Below are 26,192 nucleotides of genomic sequence, written 5' to 3'. Positions count from 1 at the left end.
GCGGGCCCCGGAGGGCTACTCGACGACGGCCAGTTCGCGCGGGGCGTTGTTCAGGCGGCGCCCGCCGTCCCGGGTGACCGTCACGATGTCCTCGATGCGGACGCCGAAGCGGCCGGGCAGGTAGACGCCCGGTTCCACGGAGAAGCACATGCCGGGGACCAGCGGCCGCTCCTCGCCCTCGACCATGTACGGGGGTTCGTGGGTGGTGACGCCGATGCCGTGGCCGGTGCGGTGGATGAAGCGGTCCCCGTACCCGAACTCGGTGATCACCGCGCGGGCCGCCCGGTCCACGTCCTGGCAGGCGGCGCCCGGCCGGACCGCCGCGAAGCCGGCCTGCTGGGCCTCGCGGACGACGTCGTGGACCCGCTGCTCCTCCGCGGTGGGCTCCCCGACGTGGACGGTGCGGGAGATGTCGGAGCCGTAGCCGTACCGCAGACCGCCGAAGTCCAGGACGACCATGTCGTCGCGGCGGATGACCCGGTCGCCGGCCTCGTGGTGCGGGTTGGCGCCGTTGGGGCCGGAGCCGACCACGGTGAAGTCGACCTGGGAGTGGCCGTGCGCCCGCAGCAGGGCGGCCAGGTCCGCGGCGACGTCGGTCTCCCGGCGGTCGGCGAAGGGGAGGTGGAGGATCTGCGCGTACGCGGCGTCGGCGGCGGCTCCCGCCGCGGCGAGGCGCTCCAGCTCCCGTTCGTCCTTGACCGCGCGGAGCATCGGGAGCACGTCGGTGAGCGGGGCGTACGAGCTGGCGGGGAGCTCCCGCTGGAGGCCGAGGAGGTGCAGGGCCCAGGTGTTGTCGCTCACGCCGAAGCGCCCGGCGGCGTCCAGCAGCGGGGCGGTCGCGGCGTACGGGTCCTTGCCGTCGGTCCAGTCGCGCAGGGTCACCGCGGGGGCGCCGGGGGCCTTCTCCGCGTCGGGTGCCTCCAGCGCCGGTACGACGAGCACCGGTTCCCGCCCGGCGGCCAGGACCAGCACGGTCAGCCGCTCGGTCTCGGCGGTGGGGCGGTAGCCGGTGAGGTGGGTGAGGTCGGGCCCGGGGGCGATCAGCAGGCCGGCCAGGCCCGCGTCGGCCGCGGTCCGCGCGGCCGCGGCCATCCGGGCGGCGTAGTCCGCGGCCGTGAAGGGTGCGGGTTCGGCGGGCGCGGGGTCAGGCGTCGCGTGCGTGGGGTCGGGAGTCATACGGCGATCCTGCCGCGAGCCGTGCGGCGAGCGCAGCGGCCGCGCCGGTCGGAGTTCCGGGCGAGAGCAGTTCCGTACGGTGCACCAGGCGCGGGGCGGCCAGGGGTACGGCGACCCCGGCGCGGGCGCCCGCGGCGACCCGGCGGGGCAGCAGCACGAGGCCGTGCCCGGCCGCGGCGAGGGCGCACAGGGCCAGCAGGTCGGTGCCGTCGTACCGCAGGGCGCCGCGGGCGGCGGTGAGCGGCAGCCCCACGCCGGGGGCGTCGAGCCAGCGGGCGTCGGTGAGGTCGTCCAGCCGGACGGAGGCCCGCGCGGCGAGGGGGTGCCCCGCGGGGAACAGCACGGCCAGCTCATCCTCGCCGATCCCGGTCACGGTGAGCGGGGCCACGTCGGGCAGCCGCAGCGGGTCGCTGGGAGCGGCGAGCCCGTCGACGAGGCCGAGGTCGCAGCCCCCGGTGGCGACGGCGGCGGGCACCTGCTCCGGGGGCAGCACCCGCAGGGTGACGCCGGTGACGGGCAGGGCCGCGAGCAGCGACGGGCCGACGGCGAGCGGGGAGGCGGCGAGGGTGACCCGGCCGGGCGGGGCGGCGGCCAGCCGCAGGACGTCGGCCCGGGCGGCGTCGAGGCGCAGCAGCAGCGGTCCGGCGTGTTCCAGGAGCCGTTCCCCGGCCGCGGTCGGTGCCACGGGCCGGCGGGTGAGGAGCTCGGTCCGCAGGTCGCCCTCCAGCGCGGCGACCTGCTGGGACACGGCGGACTGGGTGTAGCCGAGTTCCCGGGCGGCCCCGGAGAAGGAGGCCAGCCGGGCCACGGCGACGAAGGTGCGGAGCAGGTGCGGTTCCATGCCCATCAGCGTTGCTTATCGAGAGAGCAACAACAATCGTTGGCGCTGAAGTGGCAGCGGGTCGCAGGATGATCCGCATGACCACCGCACCGGCCGGCCCGTCCGCCGCCCCCCTCGCCCCCGCCCCCGTACGCGCCGCCCGGCTCGCCCTCGTCGGCGACCGCTCGCCGCACGTGACGGCCCACACCCGCATCCCGCTCCTCCTCGACTCGCTCGCCTCGCGCGACGGGCTCGTGCTCGACGCGTACTGGATCCCGACCGGCGACGCCGTGGCCGAGGCCGCCTCGGGGGCGCTGGCCCGCTTCGACGCCGTGTGGGTCCCGCCGGGCAGCCCGTACGCCAGCGAGGCCGGGGCGCTCGCCGCGATCCGGGTGGCGCGGGAGGCGGGCATCCCCTTCCTCGGGACCTGCGGCGGCTTCCAGCACACCCTGCTGGAGTACGCCCGCTCCGTGTGCGGCCTGGCCGGAGCCGCGCACGCCGAGAACGACCCCGGCGCGGCGGACCCGCTGATCGCGCCGCTGGCCTGCTCGCTGGCCGGGCACGAGGGGCTCGTGCGGGCCGAGCCCGGGTCGCTGGCCGAGTCGGCGCTGGGCGCCGAGCGGTCGATGGAGCGCTACAGCTGCAACTACGGGCCGGTGGCCCGGCACCTGGAGGTGCTCACCGCGCACGGTCTGCGGCTGTCGGGCCGCGACGAGGAGGGGCAGGCGCGCATCGCGGAGCTGCCGGGGCACCCCTTCTTCCTCGCGACGCTCTTCCAGCCGGAGCTGTACGGGGACGGCACCCGGCCGCACCCGATCGTGCGGGCGCTCGCCGCGGCGGCCGTCGCGCACGCCGCCGCGGGGGCTCCCGTGGCGGAATAAGGCGTCGCGGAACCACCCCGCTGATCGGCTATGCTGTGCATGCACATCGAACGGGTGGTCCGCCACCCTTCGTGGTGGGTGTAGCTCAGTTGGTAGAGCACCTGGTTGTGGTCCAGGTGGCCGCGGGTTCAAGTCCCGTCACTCACCCTGTCGAACCCCTGGCGGGTACGAGGTCCTCCTCGTACCCGCCAGGGGTTTTTCCACGTCCGGGAGCGGCGCTCCGGGTGCGTCCCCTCCCCCGCCCGGCGCGATCGCCGGCCACGGCCGACACCCGTGCCGGCGCTGCCGCAGACCCGTCCGCCGGCGTCGCCGGAACCCGGCAGCGGAGCGGAAGCCGTCCGGCCGGAGGGCGGCCGGACCGGCGATCGTCCTGTCTGCCGCGGATCGCCCGCGATGTCCGGCCGTTTCCTCACGGGTCGTGACGGAGGGAATTCGGCAGGTAGTAATTAGGTGAATCCCTGACTGAATTCCAGTCAATAGACCCTCCCCGATTATTTCGATTCGATAACAAGGAACCCATAAAGGCCTGGACCATTAAGTCCTGATTACCTCAACTCATCGCCGGACAAAGACAATTGAGTGTTCGTCAAATCAGACCGACAGGTAACGGAATGATTTCCCGGGTCACGCTCCCCTTTGTCCGAATTCTCCGGCGCGTACGTCTGGCAGGCTTCCGCGGACCCAGTCACTCCGATCACCATTTGAGGTGCGCATGACAGGACGCAGACGGCGGGAACACCGGCGCAGACCCCGGCGGTTGATCCTCCTGACCGCCGCCACGGCCACGGCGGCCGTGATCGCGGCGGGCATCGCCTATTCCGGAATCGGCGACGGCGCCCAGGCCGCGGCCCCCGCGCAGGCCTCGGGGGCCGACGCGGAGACGGTCGTACCGGCCGCCGCGGCCGCCCGGGACCAGGAGCCGGAGCCGATCGCGGCCGCACCCGCCAACGAGAACGCGCGCGGGATGGTCTACGACGGCCTCAAGGCCGCTCCGAAGGGCGACCGGTGCGTGGGCGTCTACCGCACCGACACCGGACTGTGCACCCACGGACCCGACGCCCCGCCCAAGGGCGTCGACATCAAGAAGGAGATACCGCCGGCCGTCGCCACCACCGCGGCGGCCGCCGACCCGTCCCGCCCCTCGTCCGAGGACCCGGCCGCGACGCAGGACGGCGGGCGTCCTCAGGACGCGCCCGCCGCCGACGCGGCCGCCACCAAGGACGCGGCGCCCGCGCCCGCCGCCGCCCCCTCGGCCGGCGAGAGCGCCGTGGCCGCCGGGCCCGCGGGCCAGACCGTCCAGTGCGAGGGCGACGGCACCACCGGCAACCGCGTCCAGGTCGTGTACGTCCACGGCCCCGGCCGTGACCGGTTCTCCCAGTACGCCGCCTCGTTCCGCAAGTGGGCGGCCGACGCCGACCTGATCTACTCGGCGAGCGCCCAGGAGACCGGCGGCGTGCGCCACATCCGCTACGTGACGAACGCGGACTGCACGCCGACGGTGCTCAACATCGAGCTCCCCGACTCGGCACTGTCCGAATTCAGCGCCACCAACGCGGCGCTCGCCGGCAAGGGCCTGGACCGCCGGGACCGCAAGTACATGATCTTCGCCGACACGCAGGTCTACTGCGGCATCGGCACGTTCGCCGGAGACGAGCGGCCCGGACAGAACAACCAGAGCAACTTCGGCCCGTCCTACGGGCGTACGGACTCCGGGTGCTGGGGCGGGCACACGGCGGCGCACGAACTCGGCCACAACCTCGGCGCGGTCAACAACAGCGCGCCCAACACCAGTCTGGGCGCGCACTGCACCGACGAGTTCGACGTCATGTGCTACTCGGACTCGCCGAACTACCCGAAGATGCGCAACGTCTGCACCAACCAGGCCGCCGAGAACATCCTGGACTGCAACCACGACGACTACTTCCACACCAGTCCCAAGGCCGGCAGCTATCTGGCCTCGCACTGGAACATCGCCGACAACCAGTTCCTGATGAAGGCGAAGGGCGGCGGCGGAGGCGGCACCGACCCCGGTCCGAACCCGAGCCCGACCCCGAGCCCGACGAAGAAGCCCTCGCCGACGCCGACCAAGAAGCCCGGCGGCGGACCGGGCGTGACGGCCGCCCAGGTCCAGTCCACCTCGGTCGTGGTGAGCTGGCCCAAGGTCGAGGGCGCCGCCTGGTACCAGGTCCTGATCAACGGCAAGCACCTCACCTGGGTGCAGTCGCAGGTCCTGCGCATCCACGGCCTCAAGCCGGACACCGCCTACAAGGTGACCGTGTCCGTGCGCGACGGCTCCGGCCGGGACACCGGCCCGGGCAAGGCGGCCTCCTTCAAGACCCCGAAGGCCGGCGGCGGCGCCACCACCCCCGGCAGCCGCTACACCCTCGGCAACGGCAGCACCGGCATGGCCGCCGAACTCTGGGGCGGCCGCACCGCCGACGGCACCGTGCTCGTCGGCTCCCGCGCCAACGGGTACGCGCAGCAGCAGTGGTACTTCGACGACGCGGGCGGCGGCCAGGTCCGCATCCGGTCCGCAGCGTCCGGCAAGTGCCTGCAGCCGGGCGGCGCCCCCTCCGCCGGCATGTGGGTCGCCCAGCGTCCCTGTGGCACCGACGCGGCGCAGTCCTGGCGGCTGACGACCCGCGGCGGCGCGGTGACCGTCACCGACCCCGGGGGCGGCTTCGCCCTCACCGTGAGCCGGCGCCCGTACTACGGCAGCTGGCTGCTCGACCTCCAGCGCGCGGACGGCGGTGCCGCACAGCTCTGGACCGTCCAGAAGGCCGGCTGACGGCCTGCCCGAAGGACCGGACGACGACACGGCCGATGCCCCTTGACCCGAGCCCGGCCGACGGTCCGACCCCGCCCGACCGACGGATCCACCGGCCGACCTGACGGAGTGCCGGTGGTTCCGACGGCCGGGCCGCCGCCCCGCCCGACCCGTTCCCCGGTGGACGGCCGCTCCGCGCGGCCGTCCACCGACCCCTCACCCCTTCCGGAGCACCGCAACGATGCGTACCAGATCCGTCTTCCCGGCCCTCGTGGCCGCCCTCGGCCTCGTCCTCCTGGCGCCCGCCCCCGCACTGGCACACGGCGACACCGTCAAGGTGGTGGTCACCGGCCAGCGCGAGGGCCGCGTCACCGCCGCCGTCACCTGGGAGAACGACGGGGACGCCGTCGACGAAGCCGTCGCCGCCACCGTGAACGCGGTCAGCGTCGACGGCACCCGCACGCTCGGGCCCTTCCGCCTGATCCGCGACCCGCTCGCCCCTCCGGCGGGCTGGACCACCGCCGAGGCCCTGCCGCCCGGCACCTGGAAGGTCAGCGTCGACGTGGGCTTCCCGGCCCTCGGCCACGGCGAGCTCGAAGTGGGCGTCCCCGTGGTGGACCCGGCGCCCGCACCGTCGGCCGCCGGCCCCTCCGCCGGCCCCGCGGCCACCGGCGCGACGGCCACCGGAACCTCCGCCGCGACGCCCACGGCGGCCGCCTCCCCGACCGCCTCCTCGCCGCAGTCCGGCGCGCCCGCCCCGGACGCCGCCGAACCCGCCTCCTCCGGACCGGCCCTGTGGTGGACCACCGCCGGCGTCGCGGTCACCGCGCTGACCGGCGCGGCCGCCGGCATCCTCCTGCGCCGCCGCCGCGCCCGCCGCCTGCGCTAGACCGGCTCCGCCGGCACTGGACCGGCTCCGCCGGCGCGCCACCGTACGGACCCCGTCCCCCACCGGGGTCCGCCGAACGGCGAAGGCTCCGGACGGGACGGCCCTCAGCTCACGAGGAAGGCCTCGACCGCCGTGGCGAAGGCCACCGGGGTCTCCTGGGGCGGGTAGTGGCCGGTGCCCGGCAGGGTGCGGATCCGGCAGTTCGGGTACCACGCCTGCCAGGTGCCCCGCATGACCTCGGCGGTCAGCGCGAGGTCGTACTCCCCCACCAGGACGAGCACCGGGATGGTGTTGCCCTTGACGGCGGAGGACAGGTCGAGCGGCTGCCAGCTCGCGAGGTAGCCGGCGAAGGCCTCGGGCCGGGACGCGGCCAGCGAGTGGGCGACCATCCGGTCCAGCCAGTGGCGGCTCGCCCGGTGCCCGGTGACCAGGTCCAGGATGGCCCGGCGCTTGTCGGGGTCCTCGGCGGCGCCGTGAAAGAGGGCGTGGGTCGCGTCGTCCATCGCGTAGGGCGCGGCCGGGACCGGCGCGACCCCGACGAGCTTCTCGATGCGCTCGGGAGCCCGTACCAGCACCTGCTGGGCCGCCTTGCCCCCCATGGAGTGGCCGAGGAGCGAGAAGGTCTCCCAGCCCAGCTGGTCGGCGAGTTCGAGGACGTCGTCGGCGATCTCGGGAAGGCTGTAGCGGCCCGCCACGTCCCGGCGGTCCCCGTAGCCCCGGCAGTCGAGGAAGGCGTACGAGAACCCCGCCGGGTCCAGGTGGTCCAGGACGGACCCCCAGGTGGCGCAGGTGCCGAACCAGTCGTGCAGCACGATGACGCGAACGGGTCCGATGCCGATCCTGCGGTGGGCGATGGCCATGCGTTCTCCCTCGGTGACGGGGTGGAGATGCCGACGCCGTACGTACTGCCCACCGGACCTGCCATCACACCGCGGACATCACACCGTGAATCCGCCTCCGGCCGCCGCGGACCGGGTCAGACGGTCCTGAGCGCCGGGTCGGAGACGCCCGGGGCGCCCGTCTCCACGTGGCCCGCGAAGCGGCGCAGGAAGGTGGCGTCGGCGTCGGAGACCACCTTGACGTCGTACCAGCGGCCGGTGGTGCGCAGGTCGACCGTGTGCGAGACGGTGGCGCCCGGGTTGACCTTGAAGGTCTGGGCGGCGCCGCCGTAGGAGTTCGTCACGGTGAGGTTGACCGCGGTCGTGGCGTGGTTGACGAGGCTCAGCACCAGGTTGCCGGTCGCGTCCGCGTGGCGCGCCGTCACCTCGGGGCCGGCCTTCTTCGCCGGGCCCTTCCAGGTGCGCAGGAAGCCGTTCGGGCCCCAGACGGTGAGGTTGACCTGGTTGCCGGTGGAGGCGCTGGTGCTCCACGTGTCCGAGAGGGTCTTGCCCGCCTCGACGGTGTAGGGCCAGGGCCCGTCCGTACGGTTGCCCGAGGTGCTGTGGAAGTGGGCGCCCAGGACGGACCCGGCGGCGAAGGTCAGCGTGAACGCGCCGGTGGACACGGTGGCCCGGCCGTCCGCGTACGGGCTGTAGCCGAGGGGGCGGGTCGGCTTGGAGCCGGCCTCCTGCTGGGGCAGGGCGCCCGTCGCCGGCGGCACCGGGTGGTACGACGGGTGGGTGTTGCGGTCGGGCGGGAGGTAGCCGTCCGTCGGGGGGAGCGCGGCCGGGGAGGCGTCGGACCGGGTGAAGTCGAACGCCGAGGTGAGGTCGCCGCAGACCGCGCGCCGCCACGGGGAGATGTTGGGCTCCTTGACGCCGAACCGCTTCTCCATGAAGCGGATCACGGAGGTGTGGTCGAAGGTCTCCGAGCAGACGTACCCGCCCTTGCTCCACGGGGAGACCACGATCATCGGGACGCGCGGGCCGAGCCCGTAGGTCCCGGCCGCGTATCCGCCGCCGCCTGCGTACAGGTCGCGCGTCACGTCGGCCGTGGACAGGCCCCAGGCGGCGGACGCCGGCGGGTACGGGGGGACCACGTGGTCGAAGAAGCCGTCGTTCTCGTCGTAGGTGATGAAGAACGCCGTCTTCGCCCACACGTCCGGGTTGGAGGTCAGGGCGTCGAGGACCTGCGCGATGTACCAGGCGCCGAAGTTGACGGGCCAGTTCGGGTGCTCGCTGAAGGCCTCCGGCGCCGCGATCCACGAGACCTGGGGCAGGGTTCCGGCCCGCACGTCGGCGCGCAGCCGGTCGAAGTAGCCGTCGCCCGCCTTGGCGTCGGTGCCCGTACGGGCCTTTTCGTACAGGGCGCTGCCCGGCCGGGCGTTGCGGTAGGAGTTGAAGTAGAGGAGGGAGTTGTCCCCGTAGTTGCCGCGGAAGGCGTCGCTGATCCAGCCCCAGTGGCCGGCGGCGTTCAGGCCGTCGCCGACGTCCTGGTAGATCTTCCAGGAGACTCCGGCGGACTCCAGGCGCTCGGGGTAGGTCTTCCAGCCGTAGCCGGCCTCCTGGTTGCCGAGGACGGGGCCGCCGCCGGTGCCGTCGTTGCCCGTGTGCCCGGTCCACATGTAGTAGCGGTTGGGGTCGGTGGCGCCGATGAAGGAGCAGTGGTAGGCGTCGCAGACGGTGAAGGCGTCGGCCAGGGCGTAGTGGAACGGGATGTCGTCGCGGGTCATGTGCGACATCGTGGTGGCCGTCTTGGCCGGCACCCACTTGTCGTACTTGCCGTTGTTGTAGGCCTGGTGGCCGCCGGCCCAGTCGTGGTTGAGCCCCTCCACGAACTGCATGCCCAGGTCGTCGACCTGCGGGTTGAAGGGGAGGATGTCCTTCGTCCCGTTGGACTGGTGGAAGACGGACTTGCCGTTGTCCTGGAGGACCGGCCGCGGGTCGCCGAAGCCCCGTACGCCCTTCATCGCCCCGAAGTACTGGTCGAAGGAACGGTTCTCCTGCATGAGGACGACGACGTGCTCGACGTCCTGGATCGTCCCGGTGGCACCCTGCGCCGGGATGGCGGCGGCCCGCGCGATGCTGTCGTTCAGCATCGCGACGGCGGCCGTGCCTCCGGCGATCTGGAGGAACCTGCGGCGGTTGACTTCTGCCATGGTGTGACGACCTCTGGGGGTGAGGGGGGGGAGGCGAGGGGCGCCCCAAGGACAGCGGTCCGGGGGGACCGGACGGCGATCCCCGGCTGACGCCGGGCCGTACAGCGGGAGAACGGACGGCCCCGCCGGGAGGAACGCACGGACCGGCTCGGAGGATCGGACGGACCCGCTCGGGGGTGGCCACGGACCCGCGGGGGGGGTACGGACGGACCCGCGCGGAGGTGCGGACGGCGGCGCCCGGAGCAGCGGACGGCAGCGGACGGCCGCGCCCGGAACGGCGCACGGACCGGCCCGGGGGCCCGTGCGCACCGCCTGGCGACGACGGTAGGCGCAGCCACCGGCGCGCAACAGCCCCCGGAGCGGGTCCACTTCGGAGCCGGGCGAACCGGCGGCGTACTCATCCGGCCCGGGCGCGGATCTGAGCATCCGTACTCAGGTCCGGGAGGTGCCGGGTTGTCATCGTGTGGGCATGCCCTTTCAGCCAAGTGACCCGTACCCGCGCGCCGGGATAACCGCCGTCGGAAGTCTGCTGCCGGAACACGTCCTGTCCTCGGACGCGCTCCAGGAGGAGGTGGCGCGGCACGCCGGGCTCGCCCTCCCGCCGAGGCTGCTGCGGCAGGCGACCGGGATCGATGCGCGCCGGGTGGCGGGCGAGGGCGTGTACGCCTCCACGCTCGCCGTGGGCGCCGGCCGCCGGGCCCTGGAGTCCGCGGGGCTGGACCCGCTCGACGTCGACCTGCTCGTCTTCGCCTCCGCGTCCCGGGACCTGGTGGAGCCCGCCACCGCCCACATCGTGCAGGCCGCGCTGGGCTCGCGGGCCCACGCCCTGGACGTCACCAACGCCTGCAACAGCTTCGTCAACGGCATCGATCTCGCCCGCTCCATGATCCTCGCCGGGCGGGCCCGCCGGGCCCTGGTGGTCACCGGGGAGACCCCGAGCCGTGCGGTGCGCAGGGCGCCCGCCGACCTCGCCGAGTTCCGCGGCGGGTTCGCCGGGTACACCTTCGGGGACGCGGGGGCGGCCGTCGTCGTCGAGGCCGTGGAGCGGGGCGGCATCCTCGACGTGGACACCGCGACGCACTCGGAGCACTGGGAGGTCGGCGGCATCCCGGGCGGCGGTTCCCGGCACCCGCGCGGGGACGCGTACACGTACTTCCAGGGGGACGGGCACGAGCTGCGGGGCGTCTTCGAGAAGGTGGGCACGGCCGTCGTCGACCGGACCCTGCACCGGACGGGGATGGACTGGGACGGCTTCGCCAAGGTCCTCGTGCACCAGGTGACGGTGCCGTACCTGGAGCGGTTCGCGGAGCTGACGGGGGTGCCGGCCGGGAAGCTGGTGGTGACCGTGCCCGAGCTGGGGAACATCGCGAGCGCGAGCATCGGCGTCCAGCTGGACCGGGTCTTCGCCGCACTGGCGCCGGGGGAACGGGTGCTGTTCGTCGGCCTCGGCGGCGGCATCAGCATCATGACGATGGTCTGGGAGAAGTCGTGACCGGGCCGCTGTGGGTGGTCGTGCCCGCGCACGAGGAGGAGGCGCGGCTCGCCCGGACGCTGCAGGCGCTCGCCGCGCAGCGCGACCGGGACTTCACCCTGCTGGTGGTCGACAACGCCTCGGCGGACCGGACGGCCGCGATCGCCCGGGAGTTCGCGGCGGGCGCGCCGTTCGCGGTCGAGGTGATCGGGGAACCGGAGAAGGGCGTCGGCTCGGCCGTGGACACCGGCTTCCGGTACGCGATCGGCCGGGGCGCGGCCCTGCTGGCCCGCACCGACGCCGACTGCCTGCCGCGGCCCGGCTGGACGGGAGCCGCGCGCGCCGCACTGGCCGACCGCCCCGGGCTGGTCTGCGGGCGGATCACCGCCCGGCGCGACGAGCACGGCCCGCTCGGCCGGGCCGGGTTCGCCGCGCTGGTCCGGCTCGCCGCGCTGTTCGGCCGCCTCCGGCCGGGGCACGCCCGGCGGGGCGGCTTCCGGGCCCCGTACCGGATGCACGCCGGGAACAACATGGCGATCACAGCCGAGCTGTACCTGGCCGTCGGCGGCATGCCGCGGCGGCCGTCGCCGACCGACCGGCTCTTCCTCAACGCGGTACGGCGGCACACCGACCGGATCACTCACTGCCGGGCGATGGTCGTGGAGAACTCGACGCGGCGGCTGCGCGCGTACGGGATCGCGGGCACGGCCCGCTGGTACCTCGACCGCGGCAGCGGCCCCCACGGACCGGACCCCCGCTGACACGGGCCCGTCGCGGCATGGCCCGCACGGAACGCCCGGCACGGAACGCCCGGGCCCGCCCCCACCGGGGCGACCGCCGCGGGAGGCGGATCCCGGCTCACGCGACGGATCCCGGCTCACGCACCGCCGGGCACCGCCCGGGCGGAAAGGCCCCCGGGCCTCGGCCCGTCGGGGCCCGGCCCGTACGTCCGGCACCCCTGGCCGCGCCCCGCAGGGGCCGCGGCCCGTCCGCAGGAAGTCCGCTGGTGTCCGCCCGCGGCAGCGCCCCGCACGGAAGGTACTCCCGCTGATGCTCGACCGACTCGACCACGCGCTGCGCAGCCGCCCCGAACGGCCCGCCGTGCTCGCCGCCACCCGGACTGGGGCGACCCGGGTCCGCGCCACCCGCGGCGAACTCGCCGAGCTGGCCGACGCGTTCGCCGCCGCCCTGCACGCGCGGGGGCTGCGCGCCGGGGACACCGTCGGCGTCGCCGTACGGCCCGGGCCCCGGGCGCTGGCCGTCCTGCTCGCCCTGTGGCGGCTCGGGCTGCGCGGCGCCGTGCTCGATCCGGGCGCGGGGCCCGACGTACTGCGCGCCCGCCTGGCGCTGGCCCGGCCGTCGCTGGTGCTCGCCGACGCTGCCGCGCAGGCGGTGGCGGGCTGGGCCCGGCCGCTGGCCCGCCGGGCGCGGCTCGCCCTGCCGGACCTGGCCGAGCTCGGCCCGGTCGCCACCGTGGGGCCCCGGCTGCCCGGCTGCGCCCCGGCGCTGGACCCGGCGGCGCCGCGGGCGGGCGTCCCGGTCCACGGGGACTCCGACGGCGACGCGGTGATCGTCTTCACCTCCGGGACCACCTCCCGGCCGCGCGCCGTGGTCCACACCCGGTCCAGCCTGGCCGCCGGCATGGCGACGGTGTCCGCCCTCATCGGCCCGGTCCCCGACCGGCCGGTGCTCGGCGGCACCTTCTTCGTCCTGGTCCCGGCGCTGACCGCGGGGGCGCCCGTCGCGCTCCCCGCCCGCGGCCCCCGGGTCCTCGCCCGGCAGCTGCACCGCCTGCGGCCCCGGGACACGTACCTCACCCCGCCGCAGCTGCGCGAGGCGCTGGACGCGGGCGCCCGGTTCCACGGCCGGGTGTGGACGGGTTCGGCGCCCGCCGGCGCCGGGCTGCTGGAACGGGTCCGCGGGGCCGGGGCCTCGGAGGCGTGGGGGGTGTACGCGCTGACCGAGCTGTTCCCCGCCGCCGCGGTCGAGGCCCGTGAGAAGGCCGCCTTCGACGGAGCCGGCGACCTGGTCGGGGCCCCGCTGCCCGGCGTGCGCGCGAAGCCCGACGCGGACGGCCAGCTGCTGCTCGGCGGTCCGGGCGCCCGCGACCGCTACCTCGGCGAGGAGCCGGACCCGTGGGTCCGTACGGGCGACCGGGCGCGGCTCGACGGGGCGGGCCGGATCGTCCTGGAGGGCCGGTGCAAGGACATGGTGCTGCGCCGGGCCGAGAACATCTACCCGGGGCTGTACGAGCCGGCCCTCCACGTGCCGGGGGTCGAGCTGGCCGTGCTCGTCGGGGTTCCGGCGGGCGACGGCGACGAACGGCTCGTGGCGGTCGTCCAGCCCCGGCGGGGTACGGACGAGGGCGCGCTGCGGGCCGCCCTGTCCGAGCCGGTGCGGCGGATGGGCGGTGCCCGCCCGGACGCCCTGCTGTTCGCGCGGATCCCGCTGTCGGGGCGCTCGCGCAAACCGGACCGGCCGGCGACGGCCGCGCTCGCGGCGCGCCGCCTGGACCCGCCGCGTTGACCCCCCGAACCGTCCGCCCGGCGCGGCCAGGCCCGACCGGGCCCACCGGATCCACCGGACCCGCGCCGGGGCATGGCGCCCGGACGGCACCGTCCTTCCACGGAGGTACACCCCGATGAACACCACGTCCCGGACCCGGGCCCGCCGTCGCGACCGGCGGGTCTACCTGCGGAGCCACCCGCTGCTGTTCGCGCTGCTCGCCGCCACCCGGGGGCGGCCCGTGCGGCGGCTCGGCCGGACCGTACTGGTGCACGGCCCGGACGCCTACCGCGAGGCGCTGACCCGGCTGCCGCTCGACCGGACGGCCGCCGGGACCACGGGCGGCGCCGCGCGCGCCGCGCTCCGGGGCGGCGGTGACGTGCTGTTCGACCAGGACGGCGGCGGGCACCGGGCCCACCGGCGCGACCTCGCGGGGCGGCTCGGCGCCGCCGGGGTGGAACGGCTGCGCCCGGTGTGGCGGCCCGTGCTCGTACGCCACCTCGCTCCCCTCGCGCGCGGCGGCGAGGTCGACGTCGTCGGGCTCGCCCGGGAACTGGCCGGCACGGTGGCGTGCGCGCTCCTGGACAGCGCCGCCGATCCGCGGGCGCTGGCCGGCGCGGCCGCCGACGCCGCGTCCGCCTCCGTACGCGCCCACCTGCCCGGGCCGCCGCGTCCGGGCGCGGAGGCTGCCGCGGCACGCGCCGCCGACCGGCTCCGGACCCTGCTCGGACCGGGCGCCGGGGCGCCGGCCGCGATGGTGGCGGTGGCCGCGGTCAACACCACCGTCGCCGCCCTCCCCCGGTCCGTGGCCTGGTGCGCCGACGCCGCGCTGTGGGACCGGGCGGCCGACGCGGCGCTGCGCCCGGCGCTGGCCGACGATTTGCTGCGGGTGACGGCGGCCTCGCCGGTGCTGCCCCGGGTGGCGGCCGCGGACGGGGTCGTCGGCGGCTGCCCGGTGCGGGCCGGCGACCGGCTGGTGCTGGTGGCCCGGCACGCCGCCGGCGCACACCGGCGCGACCCCGACCCCGACGCCGCGGGGCCGGCCGGGCCCGCCGCGGCCGCGCTGGTGTTCGGCGCCGGGCCGCACGCGTGCCCCGGTGCCCGGCTGGCCCGGGCGGTGCTGGTCGACGTACTGGCGGAGCTGGCCCCGTACCGGCCGGTCGTGACGGGGGCCCGGGTGGACCGGCGGGCGGCGCTGCCCGGCTGGCGCGCGCTGACCGTACGGGCCGGCGCGTGAGGCCCCGCGTCGCGGTCACGGGGGCCAGCGGCTTCTGCGGCGGACACGTGGCCCGCCGGGCGGCGGCGGGCGGGGCGGACGTGGTCTGCCTCGGCCGCCGGCCCGGTCCCCTGGGGGAGCACCGCTTCTGGGACGCGGCCCGCGGCGAGCCGGACCTGGCGGGGGCGGACCTGGTCGTGCACTGCGCGGCGGCGGTCGGCGACCCGGCCCCGGGCTCCCCCGCCGAGGCGGAGCTGCACGCCGTGAACGTCGGCGGCACCGCGCGGCTGCTGCGGGCCGCCGCCGGGCGGCCGGTGGTGTGGGTGAGCAGCGCCAGCGTCTACGACCCCCGCCTGGACCGGAGCCTGGTCGGCGAGGACCATCCGCGGGGCGGCCACCTGAACGCGTACGGCCGTACGAAGGCGGCGGGCGAGGCGCTGGCGCTCGCTGCGGGCGCGGTGGTGCTGCGCCCGCGGGCGGTCTACGGGCCGGGCGACACCCAGCTCCTGCCGCGGCTGCTCTCCCGGGTCCGGGCCGGGGTCCTGCTGCTGCCGGGCCCGGACGTGCCGCTGAGCCTGACGGCGGTGGAGAGCCTCGCGGAGGCCTGTCTGGCGGCCCCCGGCTGGCCCCCGGGCGCGTACAACATCGCGGACGCCGAGCCGTACGCCCGCGACGCGGCCGTCGCGTCCGTGCTCCGGGCGCACGGGGTACGGGCCCGCGTCCGGCACCTGCCGGCGGGGCTGGCCCGTACGGCCGCCCGGGTCGCGGAGGCCCTGGCGACCGGGGAGCCGGTGCTGAGCCGCTACGCGGTGGACCAGCTCGCCCACCCGGTGGTCCTGGACGTCCGAAGGGCCCGGTCCCGGGGCTGGAACCCGGGCCGGACCCTGGAGGACTACCTCAGCTCTCCGCGGGGGTGAGCCGCAGGGAGATGGAGTTGATGCAGTACCGCTGGTCGGTGGGGGTCGGGTAGCCCTCGCCCTCGAAGACGTGGCCCAGGTGGGAACCGCACTTCGCGCAGAGGACCTCGGTGCGGGCCATGCCGTGCGACCGGTCGTGGACCAGCTCGACCGCGTCGGTGTCCTTCGGGTCGAAGAAGGACGGCCAGCCGCAGTGCGACTCGAACTTCTCCGTCGAACGGAACAGCTCGGAACCGCAGCCGCGGCAGGAGTACACGCCTTCCGTCTTGGTGTCGGTGTACTCACCGCGGAAGGCCGGCTCGGTGCCCGCGAGGCGCAGCACCTGGTACTCGGCCGGCGTCAGCTCCGCCTGCCACTGCTCGTCCGTCTTCTCGACCTCGTACGCCATGACGTTCCCGCTCCCTCAGTTCGACAGCCGGGCGATCGTTTCCAGGATCCGGGGTCCCAGGTCCGTGACGTCGCCCGCGCCCATGGTGAGAACGAGATCACCGGGCTTGGCCATTCCCGCGATGACGTCGGCGACGGCGTCCTTGGAGTGCTCGGCGGCGACGTCGGCGCCCGCGCCCCGGGCGGCCGCGATGATCAGCTCGCTGGTGACGCCGGGGATCGGGTCCTCGCGGGCCGGGTAGATGTCGAGGACCACGGAGGCGTCGGCCAGCGCGAGGGCCCGGCCCATCTCCTTGCCCAGTTCCTGGGTGCGGGAGAAGAGGTGGGGCTGGAAGACGACCAGGATGCGGGCGTCCCCGGCGGCGCCGCGGATGGCCTCCAGGTCGGCGGTCATCTCGGTGGGGTGGTGCGCGTAGGAGTCGATGACCTGGACGCCGGCGGCCTCGCCCTTGAGCTGGAGGCGGCGCTTGACCCCGGTGTACTTGCCGAGGGCGGAGGCCAGGTTGTGTGCCGGGATGCCGAGGGCGACGCCGGCCGCGAGGGCGGCGACGGCGTTGTGCGCGTAGTGGCGGCCGGGGACGGAGACGGTGAAGGTGAGCATCCGGCCGCCGACGACGACGGTGACCTCGCTCGCCAGGCCGCGCGGGGTGATCTTGGTGATCCGGACGTCGGCCTCCGGCTCCTCGCCGTAGGTGACGACGTTCAGGCCGTCGTTGCCGCGGACCCGGCGGGCGATCTCGGCGGCGCCGGCCTGGCCGTGGGCGACGACGAGGGTGCCGCCGGGCACGATCTTGGCGACGAAGGTCTCGAAGGACTCGTAGATCTCCTCCATCGACGCGTAGTTCGCGTGGTGGTCGAGCTCCGCGTTGAGGATGATCGCGACCTGCGGGGTGTACTTGTGGAAGCTGCGGTCGCTCTCGTCCGCCTCGGCGACGAAGATGTCGCCCTCGCCGTGGTGGGCGTTGGAGCCGGGGGCGTCCAGGTCTCCGCCGATGGCGTACGAGGGGTCCAGGCCCAGGGCCGACAGGGAGACCGCCAGCATCGAGGTGGTGGTCGTCTTGCCGTGCGTACCGGCGACGGCGATCGGGCGCAGGCCGTCCATCAGGCCGGCGAGGGCGTCGGAGCGGTGCACCACGGGGATGCCCAGCTCGGCGGCACGGGCCAGCTCGGGGTTGTCGGCGCGGATGGCGCTGGAGACGACCACGCAGGTGGAGTCGTCGGCGAGGTGGCCGGCGGCGTGCCCGACGTGGACGACGGCCCCGTGCGCGCGCAGCGCCCCGGCGGTCTCCGAATCGCGCGAGTCGCTGCCGGCGACCTGTGCGCCCCGCTGGGCGAGGATCTTCGCGATGCCGGACATGCCGGCGCCGCCGATGCCGATGAAGTGGGGCCGTTCCATGGCGGTCGGCAGGCCGGGCTTCATTCAGGTCGCTCCAGGAATCGATGGTGCTTGTCCTACGGGGTGCGCGTCCGCGGCCGCGGCGGCGTTCGCGTTCGCGCTGCGGGGCGCGGGCCCAGCCTATTCGTTGTGGGCGAAGAGCTTGAGCACCGGAACGCCCACCTTGTGGCGGGCGCGGGAGGCCCAGTCCCGGTGGAAGAACTCCTCCACGAAGTGCGGGGCGGTCAGGACGATCACCTCGTCGGCCCCCGTCTCCTCGACGACGTCCTTCAGCCGGTCGAGCGGGTGCCGTCCGATGATCTGCCCGGTGGCCTTGGCGCCTTTGCCGCGCAGGGCGTTCAGGGAGTGCGCGAGGGCGTGTGCGGCGGGGCCCTGTGCGGCGTCGCCCTCGGGCTCGTCGCCCTCGTGGATCGCCTCGGGGAGCTCACCGAGCGCTACGTCGTCGATGGCGCGCAGCAGTCGGTCCTGGTCGCCCCGGGGCTGCATGAGGACGACGAAGGAGACCGCGTCGTCTCCGTGCAGGCTGGTGACGAAGTCCACGTCCACCGTGGTCAGCGGCTGCTCGATCATCAATACGCTCGTGAACACGGACGCCCTCTCCTTCATGGGCCGAGGCCGGCGGGCGGGCCGGCCCCTGCGGAAACCATCCTGCCCCGCTGTCGCACGGGGCTTGCGCAGGTATATGCCCAGCGGAAGCTAAGCGGAACGACAAATTCCGCCCCTTGTCAGATCCGACGGTAGCTCGTGAAGAGGAACCCGGCCTCTTCCAGTACACAGGCGGGCGCCAGCCGGTGCGGAACCGCGACCGGCGGGCCTGCGGAGATCCGCTGGGCACCGCCCGCGGTGAGCATCGGCGAGATGGTCAGGCACAGCTCGTCCAGCGCGTCGGCGGCCACGAACTGCCCGAGCAGCCGGGGCCCGCCCTCGGTGAGCTGGCGGCGCAGCCCCCGCCCTGCCAGCTCCCGTACCGCCCGGGCCGGGTCCACACCGGACCCGTCGCCCGCCACCACCACCTCGGCGCCGGCCGCGACCGCCTCGGCGACACGGTCGGCGGGCGCCCCGGCTCCGGTGACCACCAGGGTCGTGACCAGGGGCGAGGTGAAGAGCGGCAGGGTGAAGTCGAGGTCCAGGCTCGCCGTGACCACCGCGATCGCGGGGGCCGGCCCCTGGCCCGCGGCCTCGCGCCGGGCCGCGAAGGCGTCCCGCGCCCGGGCCGGCCGGTACCCCTCCTGGCGAACCGTTTCAGCACCGACGACCACGACATCGGCCAACGCCCGCAGGGTGCCGAAGATCCGCATGTCGGTCTCGCCGGAGATCGGCTGCGAGCGGCCGTCGTGCTGGGCCGCCCCGTCCAGGGTGGAGACCATGTTGGCCCGGAGCCAGTGCTCACCGGCGCCGAGGGAGGGGTACGCGTACGCCTCCGCCAGCTCGTCCAGCGACCATGCGCGGTCGGCCGGATCCCGGGGCGGGTCCGGTGTCTGATCGGTCACAGGGAACAGGCGTCGCATCGGTGCAGTGTGCCACGCCCCGTAGAGTTGAGTGCTGTGTCGACCTCTCTCTCCACCTCCGGTTCAGCAGCCGGGCGGCCCGCCGACCGGCCTCCCATAGCCGACGCCGGCCCGCAGGCGCTGTGTGCCCGCGAGCCCCGGGTGCCCGCCGAACGGCTGGTCGCCGAGATGGTGCCGCCGCCGCGTTTCGACTCGGTGCGCTTCGACACCTACGACCCGGACCCGGCCCAGCCCAGCCAGTCCGAGGCCGTCACCGTACTGAGCGGCTTCGCCGCCGGCCTCGGCGGCGCCCACGCGACCGGCTCCGGCAAGCGGCGCTGGTTCGCGAAGAAGCCCGCGGCCCCGACGGGCCCCCGCGGCGTCTACCTCGACGGCGGCTATGGCGTCGGCAAGACCCACCTCCTCGCCTCCCTGTGGCACGCCACCCCGGCCGAACCGGCGCTCAAGGCCTTCGGCACCTTCGTGGAGCTGACCAACCTGGTCGGCGCGCTCGGCTTCCAGCAGACCGTGCAGACCCTGGGCGGGCACCGGCTGCTGTGCATCGACGAGTTCGAGCTCGACGACCCGGGCGACACCGTCCTGGTCTCCTCGCTGCTCAGCCGCCTGGTCGAGCAAGGCGTCGCGCTGGCCGCCACCTCCAACACGCTGCCCGGCAAGCTCGGCGAGGGGCGCTTCGCCGCCGCCGACTTCCTGCGGGAGATCCAGGGGTTGTCGGCGCACTTCCGGCCGCTGCGGATCGACGGCCAGGACTACCGCCACCGGGGACTCCCGGAGGCGCCGGCCCCCTTCTCGGAGGAGCAGGTCACCAAGGCCGCGTACGCGACCCCCGGCGCGAGCCTGGACGACTTCCCGGCCCTGCTGGAGCACCTGGCCAGGGTCCACCCCAGCCGCTACGGCGCGCTGACGGACGGCCTCTCGGCGGTCTGCCTCACCGAGGTCGGACCGGTGCCGGACCAGTCGACGGCGCTGCGGCTGGTGGTGCTCGCCGACCGGCTGTACGACCGGGAGGTCCCGGTCCTCGCGTCGGGCGTCCCGTTCGACCGCCTGTTCAGCGACGAGATGCTGAACGGCGGCTACCGCAAGAAGTACTTCCGGGCGATCTCGCGGCTCACCGCGCTGGCACGCGACGCGAAGCCCCTGGTGTCCCAGTAGGTTTGGCACGGTCGGGCCCTTTCGCGGCCCGGCCGTTCCCACTTCTGCGAAGGGATCCACCATGGCCACCACGCGTCACGCGCACACCGTCTGGGAAGGCAACCTCCTCAAGGGCTCGGGTGTCGTCACCCTCGACTCCTCCGGTCTCGGCTCGTACGACGTCTCCTGGCCCTCGCGCGCCGAGGCGGCCAACGGCAAGACCAGCCCCGAAGAGCTGATCGCCGCCGCCCACTCCAGCTGCTACTCGATGGCGCTCTCCCACGGTCTGGACGGCGCCGGCACGCCGCCCACCCGCCTGGAGACGAAGGCCGACGTCACCTTCCAGCCCGGCGAGGGCATCACCGGCATCCACCTGACGGTGCGTGCCGAGGTACCCGGCCTGGACGCGGAGGGCTTCGCCGCCGCCGCCGAGGACGCCAAGAAGAACTGCCCCGTCAGCCAGGCCCTGACCGGCACGACGATCACGCTCTCCGCCGAACTGCTCTGACGGCCGGAGCCGGTCCGGCCGGCTCGCGGTCCGGCCCCGTCCCGGCGGCAACCCGCCGGGACGGGGCCGGGCGCGCCCCGGGGGTGTCGTCCAGCGCGCTTCCGGCGGCGCCGGGCGGCGGAACCCGCGGACCCGGTGGTGTGACACCCGGGCGGGAGCGCTCGCGTCGGCCCCCGGCGGGCGGGCCGCCATGGTAGCACGGGCCGTTCACATCTCCAGTACCGCCGCCGGGAGTTGCCGATGTCCGTCACCCGACGCAGCCTGCTCGCCGCCGGCGGGATCGCCTTCACCGGTGCGCTCGGCGCCCTGTTCGCCGGTGGCACCGGAGCGGCGCGGGCCACCGGCCGGGGGTACGGGCCGCTGCTGCCCGATCCGCGCGGGATGCTCGACCTGCCCGCCGGGTTCTCCTACCGGGTGCTCTCCCGCGCGGGCGACCTGCTGCGCTCCGGCGAGGGGCCCGTGCCGGCGAACTGCGACGGCATGGCCGCCTTCTCCGCCGCAGGTGGCGGCGGCTCCGGTGGCGGCTCCGGTGGCGGCGGCAACCGGATCCGGCTGGTCCGCAACCACGAGAACCGCACCACGGCCGCCCTGCGCGTCCCGGCCGTGGCGGGACTGACGTACGACCCGCACGCACTCGGCGGCTGCACGGTCCTGGAGCTCGACGGCGCCGGCCGGGTCGTCGGCGAGCGGGTCGCCCTCGCCGGGACGGCCGTCAACTGCGCGGGCGGGCGGACCCCCTGGAACACCTGGCTGAGCTGCGAGGAGACCGAGGACCGCGCCGGCACCTCCGGCTACACGCTGGACCACGGCTACGTCTTCGAGGTGGACCCCGCCGACCCGCACCGCTCGGGGGCCGTCCCGCTCACCGCGCTGGGCCGGTTCGCCCACGAGGCCGTCGCCGTGGACCCGTACAGCGGGATCGTCTACGAGACCGAGGACGCCTTCGTCGAGCCGTTCGGGCTGTTCTACCGCTTCCTGCCCGAGCGCCCCCTCGGCGGCCCGGGCTCGCTGCGCGCGGGCGGCGCCCTGGAGGCCCTGCGCGTACCGGGGCTGGCCGACCTGTCGGTGGTGGACGAGCCCGGGGCGGAGTTCCCGGCGCGGTGGGTTCCCGTACCGGACCCGGGGGCGGCCACGACCCCGATCCGGCTCCAGGACTTCGGGCCGGGCGGGATCACGCACGCGCAGAAGCTGGAGGGCTGCTACTGGGGTGACGGCGGGGTGCACTTCGTCTCCAGCTACGCCCGCAGCCGCGAGGGATCGGCCGCCGACCACCACGGCCAGGTGTGGTTCTACGACCCGCGGCGCGGCCGGCTCCGGCTGGACGTCCTCTTCGGCCCGGCCTCGGACACGGCCCTGCCCGGCGATTCCCCCGACAACATCTGCCTGGCGCCGGACGGCGGCCTGATGGTGTGCGAGGACGGCGGCGGGGCGCAGTACGTCTTCGGCGTCACGGTCGGCGGCGAGGTCTACCCGGTCGCACGCAACGCGCAGGACGTCGGGCAGCCGGGGGCACCGGAGTGGGGGGAGTTCGCCGGGGTCACCTTCTCCCCCGACGGCCGGACGATGTACGTGAACGCCTACACCCCGGGGACGACGTTCGCGGTGACGGGCCCCTGGCGCTGACACCGGCCGCCGCGTCGCGATTCCGTTCGATCGGAGGGAGGATCGAACGGAATCGACGCGATGGGGGTAGGTGGCGTGGCAAAGAAGCACACGGACCGGCAGAAGCGGCAGCCCGACCCGGACGGCCCGGCGTTCCCGGACGCCGGCGAACCGGCCGACGGCGGCGAGGCCAAGACCAGGGCGAAGACCAAGGGCAAGGGGAGCAAGAAGGCCGAGGACACGGCCACCGACCGGCCTGGGACGGACGACGCGGCGGCCAAGAAGCCCAAGGGCAAGGACAAGGGCAAGGCGAAGAGGAAAACCAAGGCCGAGGCCGAGGCCGGGGCCGAGGCCGGAACCAAAGCCGACGCCGGGGCCGAGAAGACGAAGGCCAAGCCCGAGGGCAAAGCCAAAGCCAAAGCCAAAGCGAAAGCCAAGGGCGAAGCCAAGGGCGAAGCCAAGGGCGAAGCCAAGGCCAAGGCCAGGGCCGAGGTCACCGATCGGCCCGAGGTGGAGCACCCCGGGACCGCGCCGGAGGCCGACGGCGGGGAGCGGCGGGAGCGGCCCGGGGCCGGGGACGGTCCGGAGCTCCGGCAGCTGTTGCGGGTCCCGGCGGGCGAACGGGTGGACCTGCGCCGCTTCGACGCCCGTGCCACCCCCGCGGGGCCCGCGGACAAGGCGGCGGGAATCGCGGCCACCGCCGCCATGGCGGAGCGGCTCGGTTCCCTGCAGGAGCGGCTCTACGCGGCCGCCACCGCAGGCAGCCGGCAGCGCGTCCTGCTCGTCCTCCAGGGCATGGACACCAGCGGCAAGGGCGGCACCGTCAAGCACGTCACCGGCGCCTTCAACCCGTCCGGCTGCCGCATCCGGGCCTTCAAGGCGCCCACCCCCGAGGAGCACAGCCACCCCTTCCTCTGGCGCGTCACGCAGGCCCTCCCCCAGCCCGGCGAGATCGGCATCTTCGACCGTTCCCACTACGAGGACGTCCTCATCGCCCGCGTGCGCGAACTGGTGCCGCGCAGCGTGATCGGCCGCCGGTACGGGCAGATCAACCGGTTCGAGCAGACCCTCGCGGAGGACGGCGTGAGCATCGTGAAGGTCTTCCTCCACATCAGCTACGAGGAGCAGCGCGAACGGCTCCTGGCGCGGCTCGACGACCCGGACAAGCACTGGAAGTTCAGCCGGGGCGACATCGACGACCGGGCCCTGTGGCCCGCCTACCAGGAGGCCTACGAGAAGGCCCTGGAGCGGTGCTCCACGGACGCCGCGCCCTGGTTCGTCGTCCCCGCGGACCGCAAGTGGTACCGCAACTGGGCGATCAGCACGCTGCTGCTGGAGCACCTGGAGGCCATCGGTCCGCAGTACCCGAAGGGTGATTTCGACGTGGAGGAGTGCCGTGCACGTCTGATTGCCACATAGTCATATATTTTGCCTGCGTGACTATTTCTGTGCGCAAAGCGGCAGCCGTAGCCGCGCTCGGTGCCGCCCTCGCGGGTTGCGGGGGCGGCACCGGCACGTCGGACGCCGGACGCGAGGCCCGCATGGGGACGCCGGCGGCGACGGCCTCCGCCACCGCCTCCCCGTCCGGGAAGGCGCCCGCAGCCGCCCCCGGCCCGTCCGCCCCGCAGGCCGGCCCGCCGGCCAAGCCCCCGACCATGGCGCCCGGTCCGGGCGGTCTGACCCCGGTCTTCGAACGGGCGCGCCGGCAGACCGACAAGACCGTCGCGCTGACCTTCGACGCCGACATGACCTCCGACCAGGGACCGCGGGCCGCGGGCGGGGAGCACTTCGACAACCCCGCGCTGATCTCGGCGCTGCGCACCCTCAAGGTGCCCTCGACGGTGTTCATGACCGGACGTTGGGCCGAGGAGTACCCGGACCAGGCGAAGTCCATCGGCACCGACCCGAACTTCGAGATCGCAAACCACTCGTACAGCCACCACGCTTTCACGACCCCCTGCTACGGGCTGCCCGCGCTCGACGCGGCGGCCGCCCGGGCCGACGTCGACCGGGCCTTCGCCGCCTTCCGCACGGCGGGCGCGGTCAACACGGTCCCGTACTTCCGCTTCCCCGGCGGCTGCTACGACGACCGGTCCCTGCGGGCCCTGTCCACGGCCGGGATCACGGCCGTCCAGTGGGACGTGGTCAGCGGGGACGCCTTCGCGAAGGACCCGGACGCCGTGGCCGAGCAGGTGCTCGCCGGGGTCAAGCCGGGGTCGGTGGTGGTCATGCACTGCACGCGCAGCGCCGCCCCGGTGACCGAGGAGGCGGTCCGGAAGATCGTCCCGGAGCTGCGCAAGCGGGGCTACCGCTTCGTGAAGGTGTCCGAGCTGATCGGCACGTAGCCGAAGGGCGGGCCGGCGGCGCAGCGGCTCAGCCGGAGCAGGCGCTGCGCTGCGCCTCCTGCCACTCGCACACCGGGCACAGCACGATGCCCGGGGTCGCGACCCCGTACTCGGTGGGCTCGCCGCACCCCAGGCAGTCGGCGTACGGCGGCCCGGCGACGCGCCCGGCGGGCGCAGCCGGGGCCGGGCAGTACGACGGGGTCTCCTCCTGCTGCTCCATGCGTACGAGCCTACTCAGCCGGGCCGCCGCACGGCGGGCACCCGGCCCCCGCGGCCGCCGTCACCGGAACGCGGTGGCGCGGACGCTGCCGCCGCACAGGGCGAAGTCGCCGCCGTCGGCCGGCGCCGACTGGAGGGCCCCGCCACCGACGCCCACCACGAGCGAGGGGGCGACCGTGGGCTCGGCGCCGGAGGCGCAGTACCCGTCCGCCTCGCCGAGGACCGGGGTGAAGGTGAGCAGGGTCGTGGCCCGCCCGCCGGCGGCCAGCTGCACGGGCCGGGCTTCGCCCTGGCGGACGACGGCCAGGGGCTTGTTCCGGTCCGGCGAGCCCTGACCCGCGAGGGCCACCGTCGGGAAGCCCCGCAGTACGCACGGCTTCGCGCCGTCGTTGACCACGGTGACCCGGACCCGGCCGGAGGCGTCGCGCTGCGCGCCCTCCGCCACGAGCCGGGTGTACGTGCACGGGGCGGGCGCCGCCGCCCCCGCGGCCGCCGGGTCCGCGGCGGCCGGGCCGGCAACGGCCAGCAGGCCGCCGGTCAGCAGTGCGATCGCCAACGGCCCCGCCGCGGCCCCGGCCGTACGGTTTCTCCTGGGGTGCCTCATGGGTGCTCCACCCCCCGTCCTGGGGGTGTCCCGGGCTCCGGCCACCCCGCGCGGTGTCGGTTTCCTCCCCTTCCACCCTCCCACGGGGCACGCTCCCCGGCCTCCGGCCTCCGGGCGTCAGTGCGCCCCGGTCCGCTCGGTGACCTCGCTCGGGCGGACCATGACGAAGCCCTCGCCCCGCAGCATCAGCTGGACGGCCTCGCCGGAGCCGCCGCGGATCATCGAGCCGGCCGACTGGGAGCGGTGCAGGCCGGTCTCCAGCCCGGCGCTCCAGCCGACGACCGCGTCGGTGTCCACGTAGACCGGGCTCTGCGCGGTCACCGGTATGACGATCGGGGCGCCGTCGCAGACGACGGCGAGCTTGCCGGTACCGGTGAAGAGGCTGTTGAAGAGGCCGCCGCCGGCCATGCCGGCGCCCTTCACCATCTTGATCTCGTAGGACAGGGTCGGGTCGAAGCACAGCACGTTGCGGCCGTTGACGGTCAGGGCGTCGCCCGGCTCGAAGTCGACGATGAAACAGTTGCCGCCCTGGTGGGCGAACCAGGCCTCGCCCTGCCCGCGCACCGTCATCAGCGCGAGGCCCTCACCGGTGACGGCGCGCTTGAGCATGCCGCCGATGCCCTGTCCCTTGCGCTCGAACTGGAGACCGCCCCGGAAGGCCACCATCGAGCCCTGGCGCGCGAGCATCTCGCCGTCGACGGCGTACTTCACCGACTTGGCGTTCTGCAGGGTCATGCCCGGGGCGGTCGCGGGCCGGGCCAGGTTCTCGGATGCGAACAGGTCACTCTTCATGGCTTCGATCCTCGCCCGGAG

The 26,192-nt window shown here is 75.0% G+C and carries 24 protein-coding genes and 1 tRNA gene; 14 read left to right on the top strand and 11 right to left on the bottom strand.

Going from position 1 to position 26,192, the window contains the following annotated elements; translation table 11 throughout:
• Positions 1–15: 15 nt before the first annotated feature.
• Positions 16–1,176, bottom strand: a complete 1,161-nt coding sequence (locus tag ACZ6S8_RS03835; RefSeq protein ID WP_469452165.1) for a M24 family metallopeptidase — start codon at positions 1,174–1,176, stop codon at positions 16–18.
• The gene (locus tag ACZ6S8_RS03830) at positions 1,145–2,017 is read right to left on the bottom strand and encodes a LysR family transcriptional regulator (RefSeq protein ID WP_469452163.1); all 873 of its coding nucleotides are present in this window, start codon (positions 2,015–2,017) and stop codon (positions 1,145–1,147) included. The genes ACZ6S8_RS03835 and ACZ6S8_RS03830 overlap by 32 nt, the downstream gene beginning before the upstream one ends.
• A 77-nt stretch (positions 2,018–2,094) precedes the next feature.
• Between ACZ6S8_RS03830 and ACZ6S8_RS03825 the strand changes: the two genes are divergently transcribed.
• The 4 genes from ACZ6S8_RS03825 to ACZ6S8_RS03810 all read left to right on the top strand — a co-directional run bounded on the left by ACZ6S8_RS03825 (position 2,095) and on the right by ACZ6S8_RS03810 (position 6,533).
• Complete coding sequence (locus tag ACZ6S8_RS03825; protein ID WP_469452161.1) at positions 2,095–2,877, top strand: CTP synthase C-terminal region-related (seleno)protein; 783 nt, start codon at positions 2,095–2,097, stop codon at positions 2,875–2,877.
• Positions 2,878–2,951: 74 nt separating this feature from the next.
• Positions 2,952–3,024, top strand: a tRNA-His gene (locus tag ACZ6S8_RS03820).
• A gap of 565 nt (positions 3,025–3,589) precedes the next feature.
• Positions 3,590–5,665: an RICIN domain-containing protein gene (locus ACZ6S8_RS03815; protein ID WP_469452159.1), complete on the top strand. Its 2,076-nt coding sequence runs from the start codon at positions 3,590–3,592 to the stop codon at positions 5,663–5,665.
• 220 nt (positions 5,666–5,885) lie between these two features.
• Complete coding sequence (locus ACZ6S8_RS03810) at positions 5,886–6,533, top strand: hypothetical protein (RefSeq protein ID WP_469452157.1); 648 nt, start codon at positions 5,886–5,888, stop codon at positions 6,531–6,533.
• A gap of 104 nt (positions 6,534–6,637) precedes the next feature.
• On the opposite strand, the gene ACZ6S8_RS03805 is transcribed toward ACZ6S8_RS03810, so the two are convergent.
• Both ACZ6S8_RS03805 and ACZ6S8_RS03800 read right to left on the bottom strand, forming a co-directional pair.
• Positions 6,638–7,393 carry an alpha/beta fold hydrolase gene (locus ACZ6S8_RS03805; RefSeq protein WP_469452155.1) on the bottom strand — a complete coding sequence of 252 codons (756 nt, stop codon included), beginning with the start codon at positions 7,391–7,393 and terminating at the stop codon, positions 6,638–6,640.
• A gap of 116 nt (positions 7,394–7,509) precedes the next feature.
• On the bottom strand, positions 7,510–9,570 hold the full coding sequence (locus ACZ6S8_RS03800) for a phosphocholine-specific phospholipase C (protein ID WP_469452153.1): 2,061 nt from the start codon (positions 9,568–9,570) through the stop codon (positions 7,510–7,512).
• 469 nt (positions 9,571–10,039) lie between these two features.
• Between ACZ6S8_RS03800 and ACZ6S8_RS03795 the strand changes: the two genes are divergently transcribed.
• The 5 genes from ACZ6S8_RS03795 to ACZ6S8_RS03775 all read left to right on the top strand — a co-directional run bounded on the left by ACZ6S8_RS03795 (position 10,040) and on the right by ACZ6S8_RS03775 (position 15,679).
• Positions 10,040–11,062, top strand: a complete 1,023-nt coding sequence (locus ACZ6S8_RS03795; protein ID WP_469452151.1) for a 3-oxoacyl-ACP synthase III family protein — start codon at positions 10,040–10,042, stop codon at positions 11,060–11,062.
• A complete protein-coding gene (locus ACZ6S8_RS03790) occupies positions 11,059–11,802 on the top strand; it encodes a glycosyltransferase (RefSeq protein WP_469452149.1) in 744 nt (247 codons plus the stop codon). Before ACZ6S8_RS03795 ends, ACZ6S8_RS03790 begins: the two co-directional genes overlap by 4 nt.
• A 289-nt stretch (positions 11,803–12,091) precedes the next feature.
• A complete protein-coding gene (locus ACZ6S8_RS03785; RefSeq protein WP_469452147.1) occupies positions 12,092–13,567 on the top strand; it encodes an AMP-binding protein in 1,476 nt (491 codons plus the stop codon).
• Positions 13,568–13,682: 115 nt separating this feature from the next.
• On the top strand, positions 13,683–14,783 hold the full coding sequence (locus ACZ6S8_RS03780; RefSeq protein WP_469452145.1) for a cytochrome P450 family protein: 1,101 nt from the start codon (positions 13,683–13,685) through the stop codon (positions 14,781–14,783).
• On the top strand, positions 14,780–15,679 hold the full coding sequence (locus tag ACZ6S8_RS03775) for an NAD-dependent epimerase/dehydratase family protein (RefSeq protein ID WP_469452143.1): 900 nt from the start codon (positions 14,780–14,782) through the stop codon (positions 15,677–15,679). Before ACZ6S8_RS03780 ends, ACZ6S8_RS03775 begins: the two co-directional genes overlap by 4 nt.
• On the opposite strand, the gene msrB is transcribed toward ACZ6S8_RS03775, so the two are convergent.
• The 4 genes from msrB to ACZ6S8_RS03755 form a co-directional block, all read right to left on the bottom strand.
• Positions 15,660–16,067: a peptide-methionine (R)-S-oxide reductase MsrB gene (msrB, locus tag ACZ6S8_RS03770; protein WP_469452141.1), complete on the bottom strand. Its 408-nt coding sequence runs from the start codon at positions 16,065–16,067 to the stop codon at positions 15,660–15,662. The two genes, ACZ6S8_RS03775 and msrB, sit on opposite strands and share 20 nt — an antisense overlap.
• 15 nt (positions 16,068–16,082) lie before the next feature.
• Complete coding sequence (murC, locus tag ACZ6S8_RS03765; protein WP_469452139.1) at positions 16,083–17,486, bottom strand: UDP-N-acetylmuramate--L-alanine ligase; 1,404 nt, start codon at positions 17,484–17,486, stop codon at positions 16,083–16,085.
• 96 nt (positions 17,487–17,582) lie between these two features.
• Entirely contained in the window at positions 17,583–18,050 is a 468-nt protein-coding gene (locus ACZ6S8_RS03760) for an indole-3-glycerol phosphate synthase (protein WP_469452137.1), read from the bottom strand.
• A 137-nt stretch (positions 18,051–18,187) separates the two neighbouring features.
• On the bottom strand, positions 18,188–18,970 hold the full coding sequence (locus ACZ6S8_RS03755) for a pyrimidine reductase family protein (protein WP_469452136.1): 783 nt from the start codon (positions 18,968–18,970) through the stop codon (positions 18,188–18,190).
• A gap of 96 nt (positions 18,971–19,066) precedes the next feature.
• Between ACZ6S8_RS03755 and zapE the strand changes: the two genes are divergently transcribed.
• The 5 genes from zapE (at position 19,067) to ACZ6S8_RS03730 (ending at position 24,556) form a co-directional block, all read left to right on the top strand.
• Positions 19,067–20,122, top strand: coding sequence for a cell division protein ZapE (gene zapE / locus ACZ6S8_RS03750; RefSeq protein ID WP_383919763.1), 1,056 nt, complete (start codon positions 19,067–19,069; stop codon positions 20,120–20,122).
• A 61-nt stretch (positions 20,123–20,183) separates the two neighbouring features.
• Entirely contained in the window at positions 20,184–20,609 is a 426-nt protein-coding gene (locus ACZ6S8_RS03745; protein WP_469452135.1) for an OsmC family protein, read from the top strand.
• Positions 20,610–20,849: 240 nt separating this feature from the next.
• Positions 20,850–22,232, top strand: a complete 1,383-nt coding sequence (locus ACZ6S8_RS03740; RefSeq protein WP_469452133.1) for an alkaline phosphatase PhoX — start codon at positions 20,850–20,852, stop codon at positions 22,230–22,232.
• A gap of 489 nt (positions 22,233–22,721) precedes the next feature.
• Positions 22,722–23,630, top strand: a complete 909-nt coding sequence (locus ACZ6S8_RS03735) for a PPK2 family polyphosphate kinase (protein WP_469452770.1) — start codon at positions 22,722–22,724, stop codon at positions 23,628–23,630.
• Between the two features lie 17 nt (positions 23,631–23,647).
• A complete protein-coding gene (locus ACZ6S8_RS03730; protein WP_469452131.1) occupies positions 23,648–24,556 on the top strand; it encodes a polysaccharide deacetylase family protein in 909 nt (302 codons plus the stop codon).
• Between the two features lie 28 nt (positions 24,557–24,584).
• Here ACZ6S8_RS03730 and ACZ6S8_RS03725 read toward each other — a convergent pair whose 3' ends face one another.
• The 3 genes from ACZ6S8_RS03725 to ACZ6S8_RS03715 form a co-directional block, all read right to left on the bottom strand.
• Positions 24,585–24,776, bottom strand: coding sequence for a hypothetical protein (locus tag ACZ6S8_RS03725; RefSeq protein ID WP_469452130.1), 192 nt, complete (start codon positions 24,774–24,776; stop codon positions 24,585–24,587).
• A 60-nt stretch (positions 24,777–24,836) separates the two neighbouring features.
• Positions 24,837–25,379, bottom strand: coding sequence for a DUF4232 domain-containing protein (locus tag ACZ6S8_RS03720; RefSeq protein ID WP_469452129.1), 543 nt, complete (start codon positions 25,377–25,379; stop codon positions 24,837–24,839).
• 117 nt (positions 25,380–25,496) lie between these two features.
• On the bottom strand, positions 25,497–26,171 hold the full coding sequence (locus tag ACZ6S8_RS03715) for an AIM24 family protein (protein WP_469452127.1): 675 nt from the start codon (positions 26,169–26,171) through the stop codon (positions 25,497–25,499).
• Positions 26,172–26,192 lie beyond the last annotated feature (21 nt).

The organism is Streptomyces sp. NPDC048461, assembly GCF_055587105.1.
Note: the sequence above shows the minus strand (reverse complement) of the source record. Positions and strands in the feature narration are given on the sequence as shown.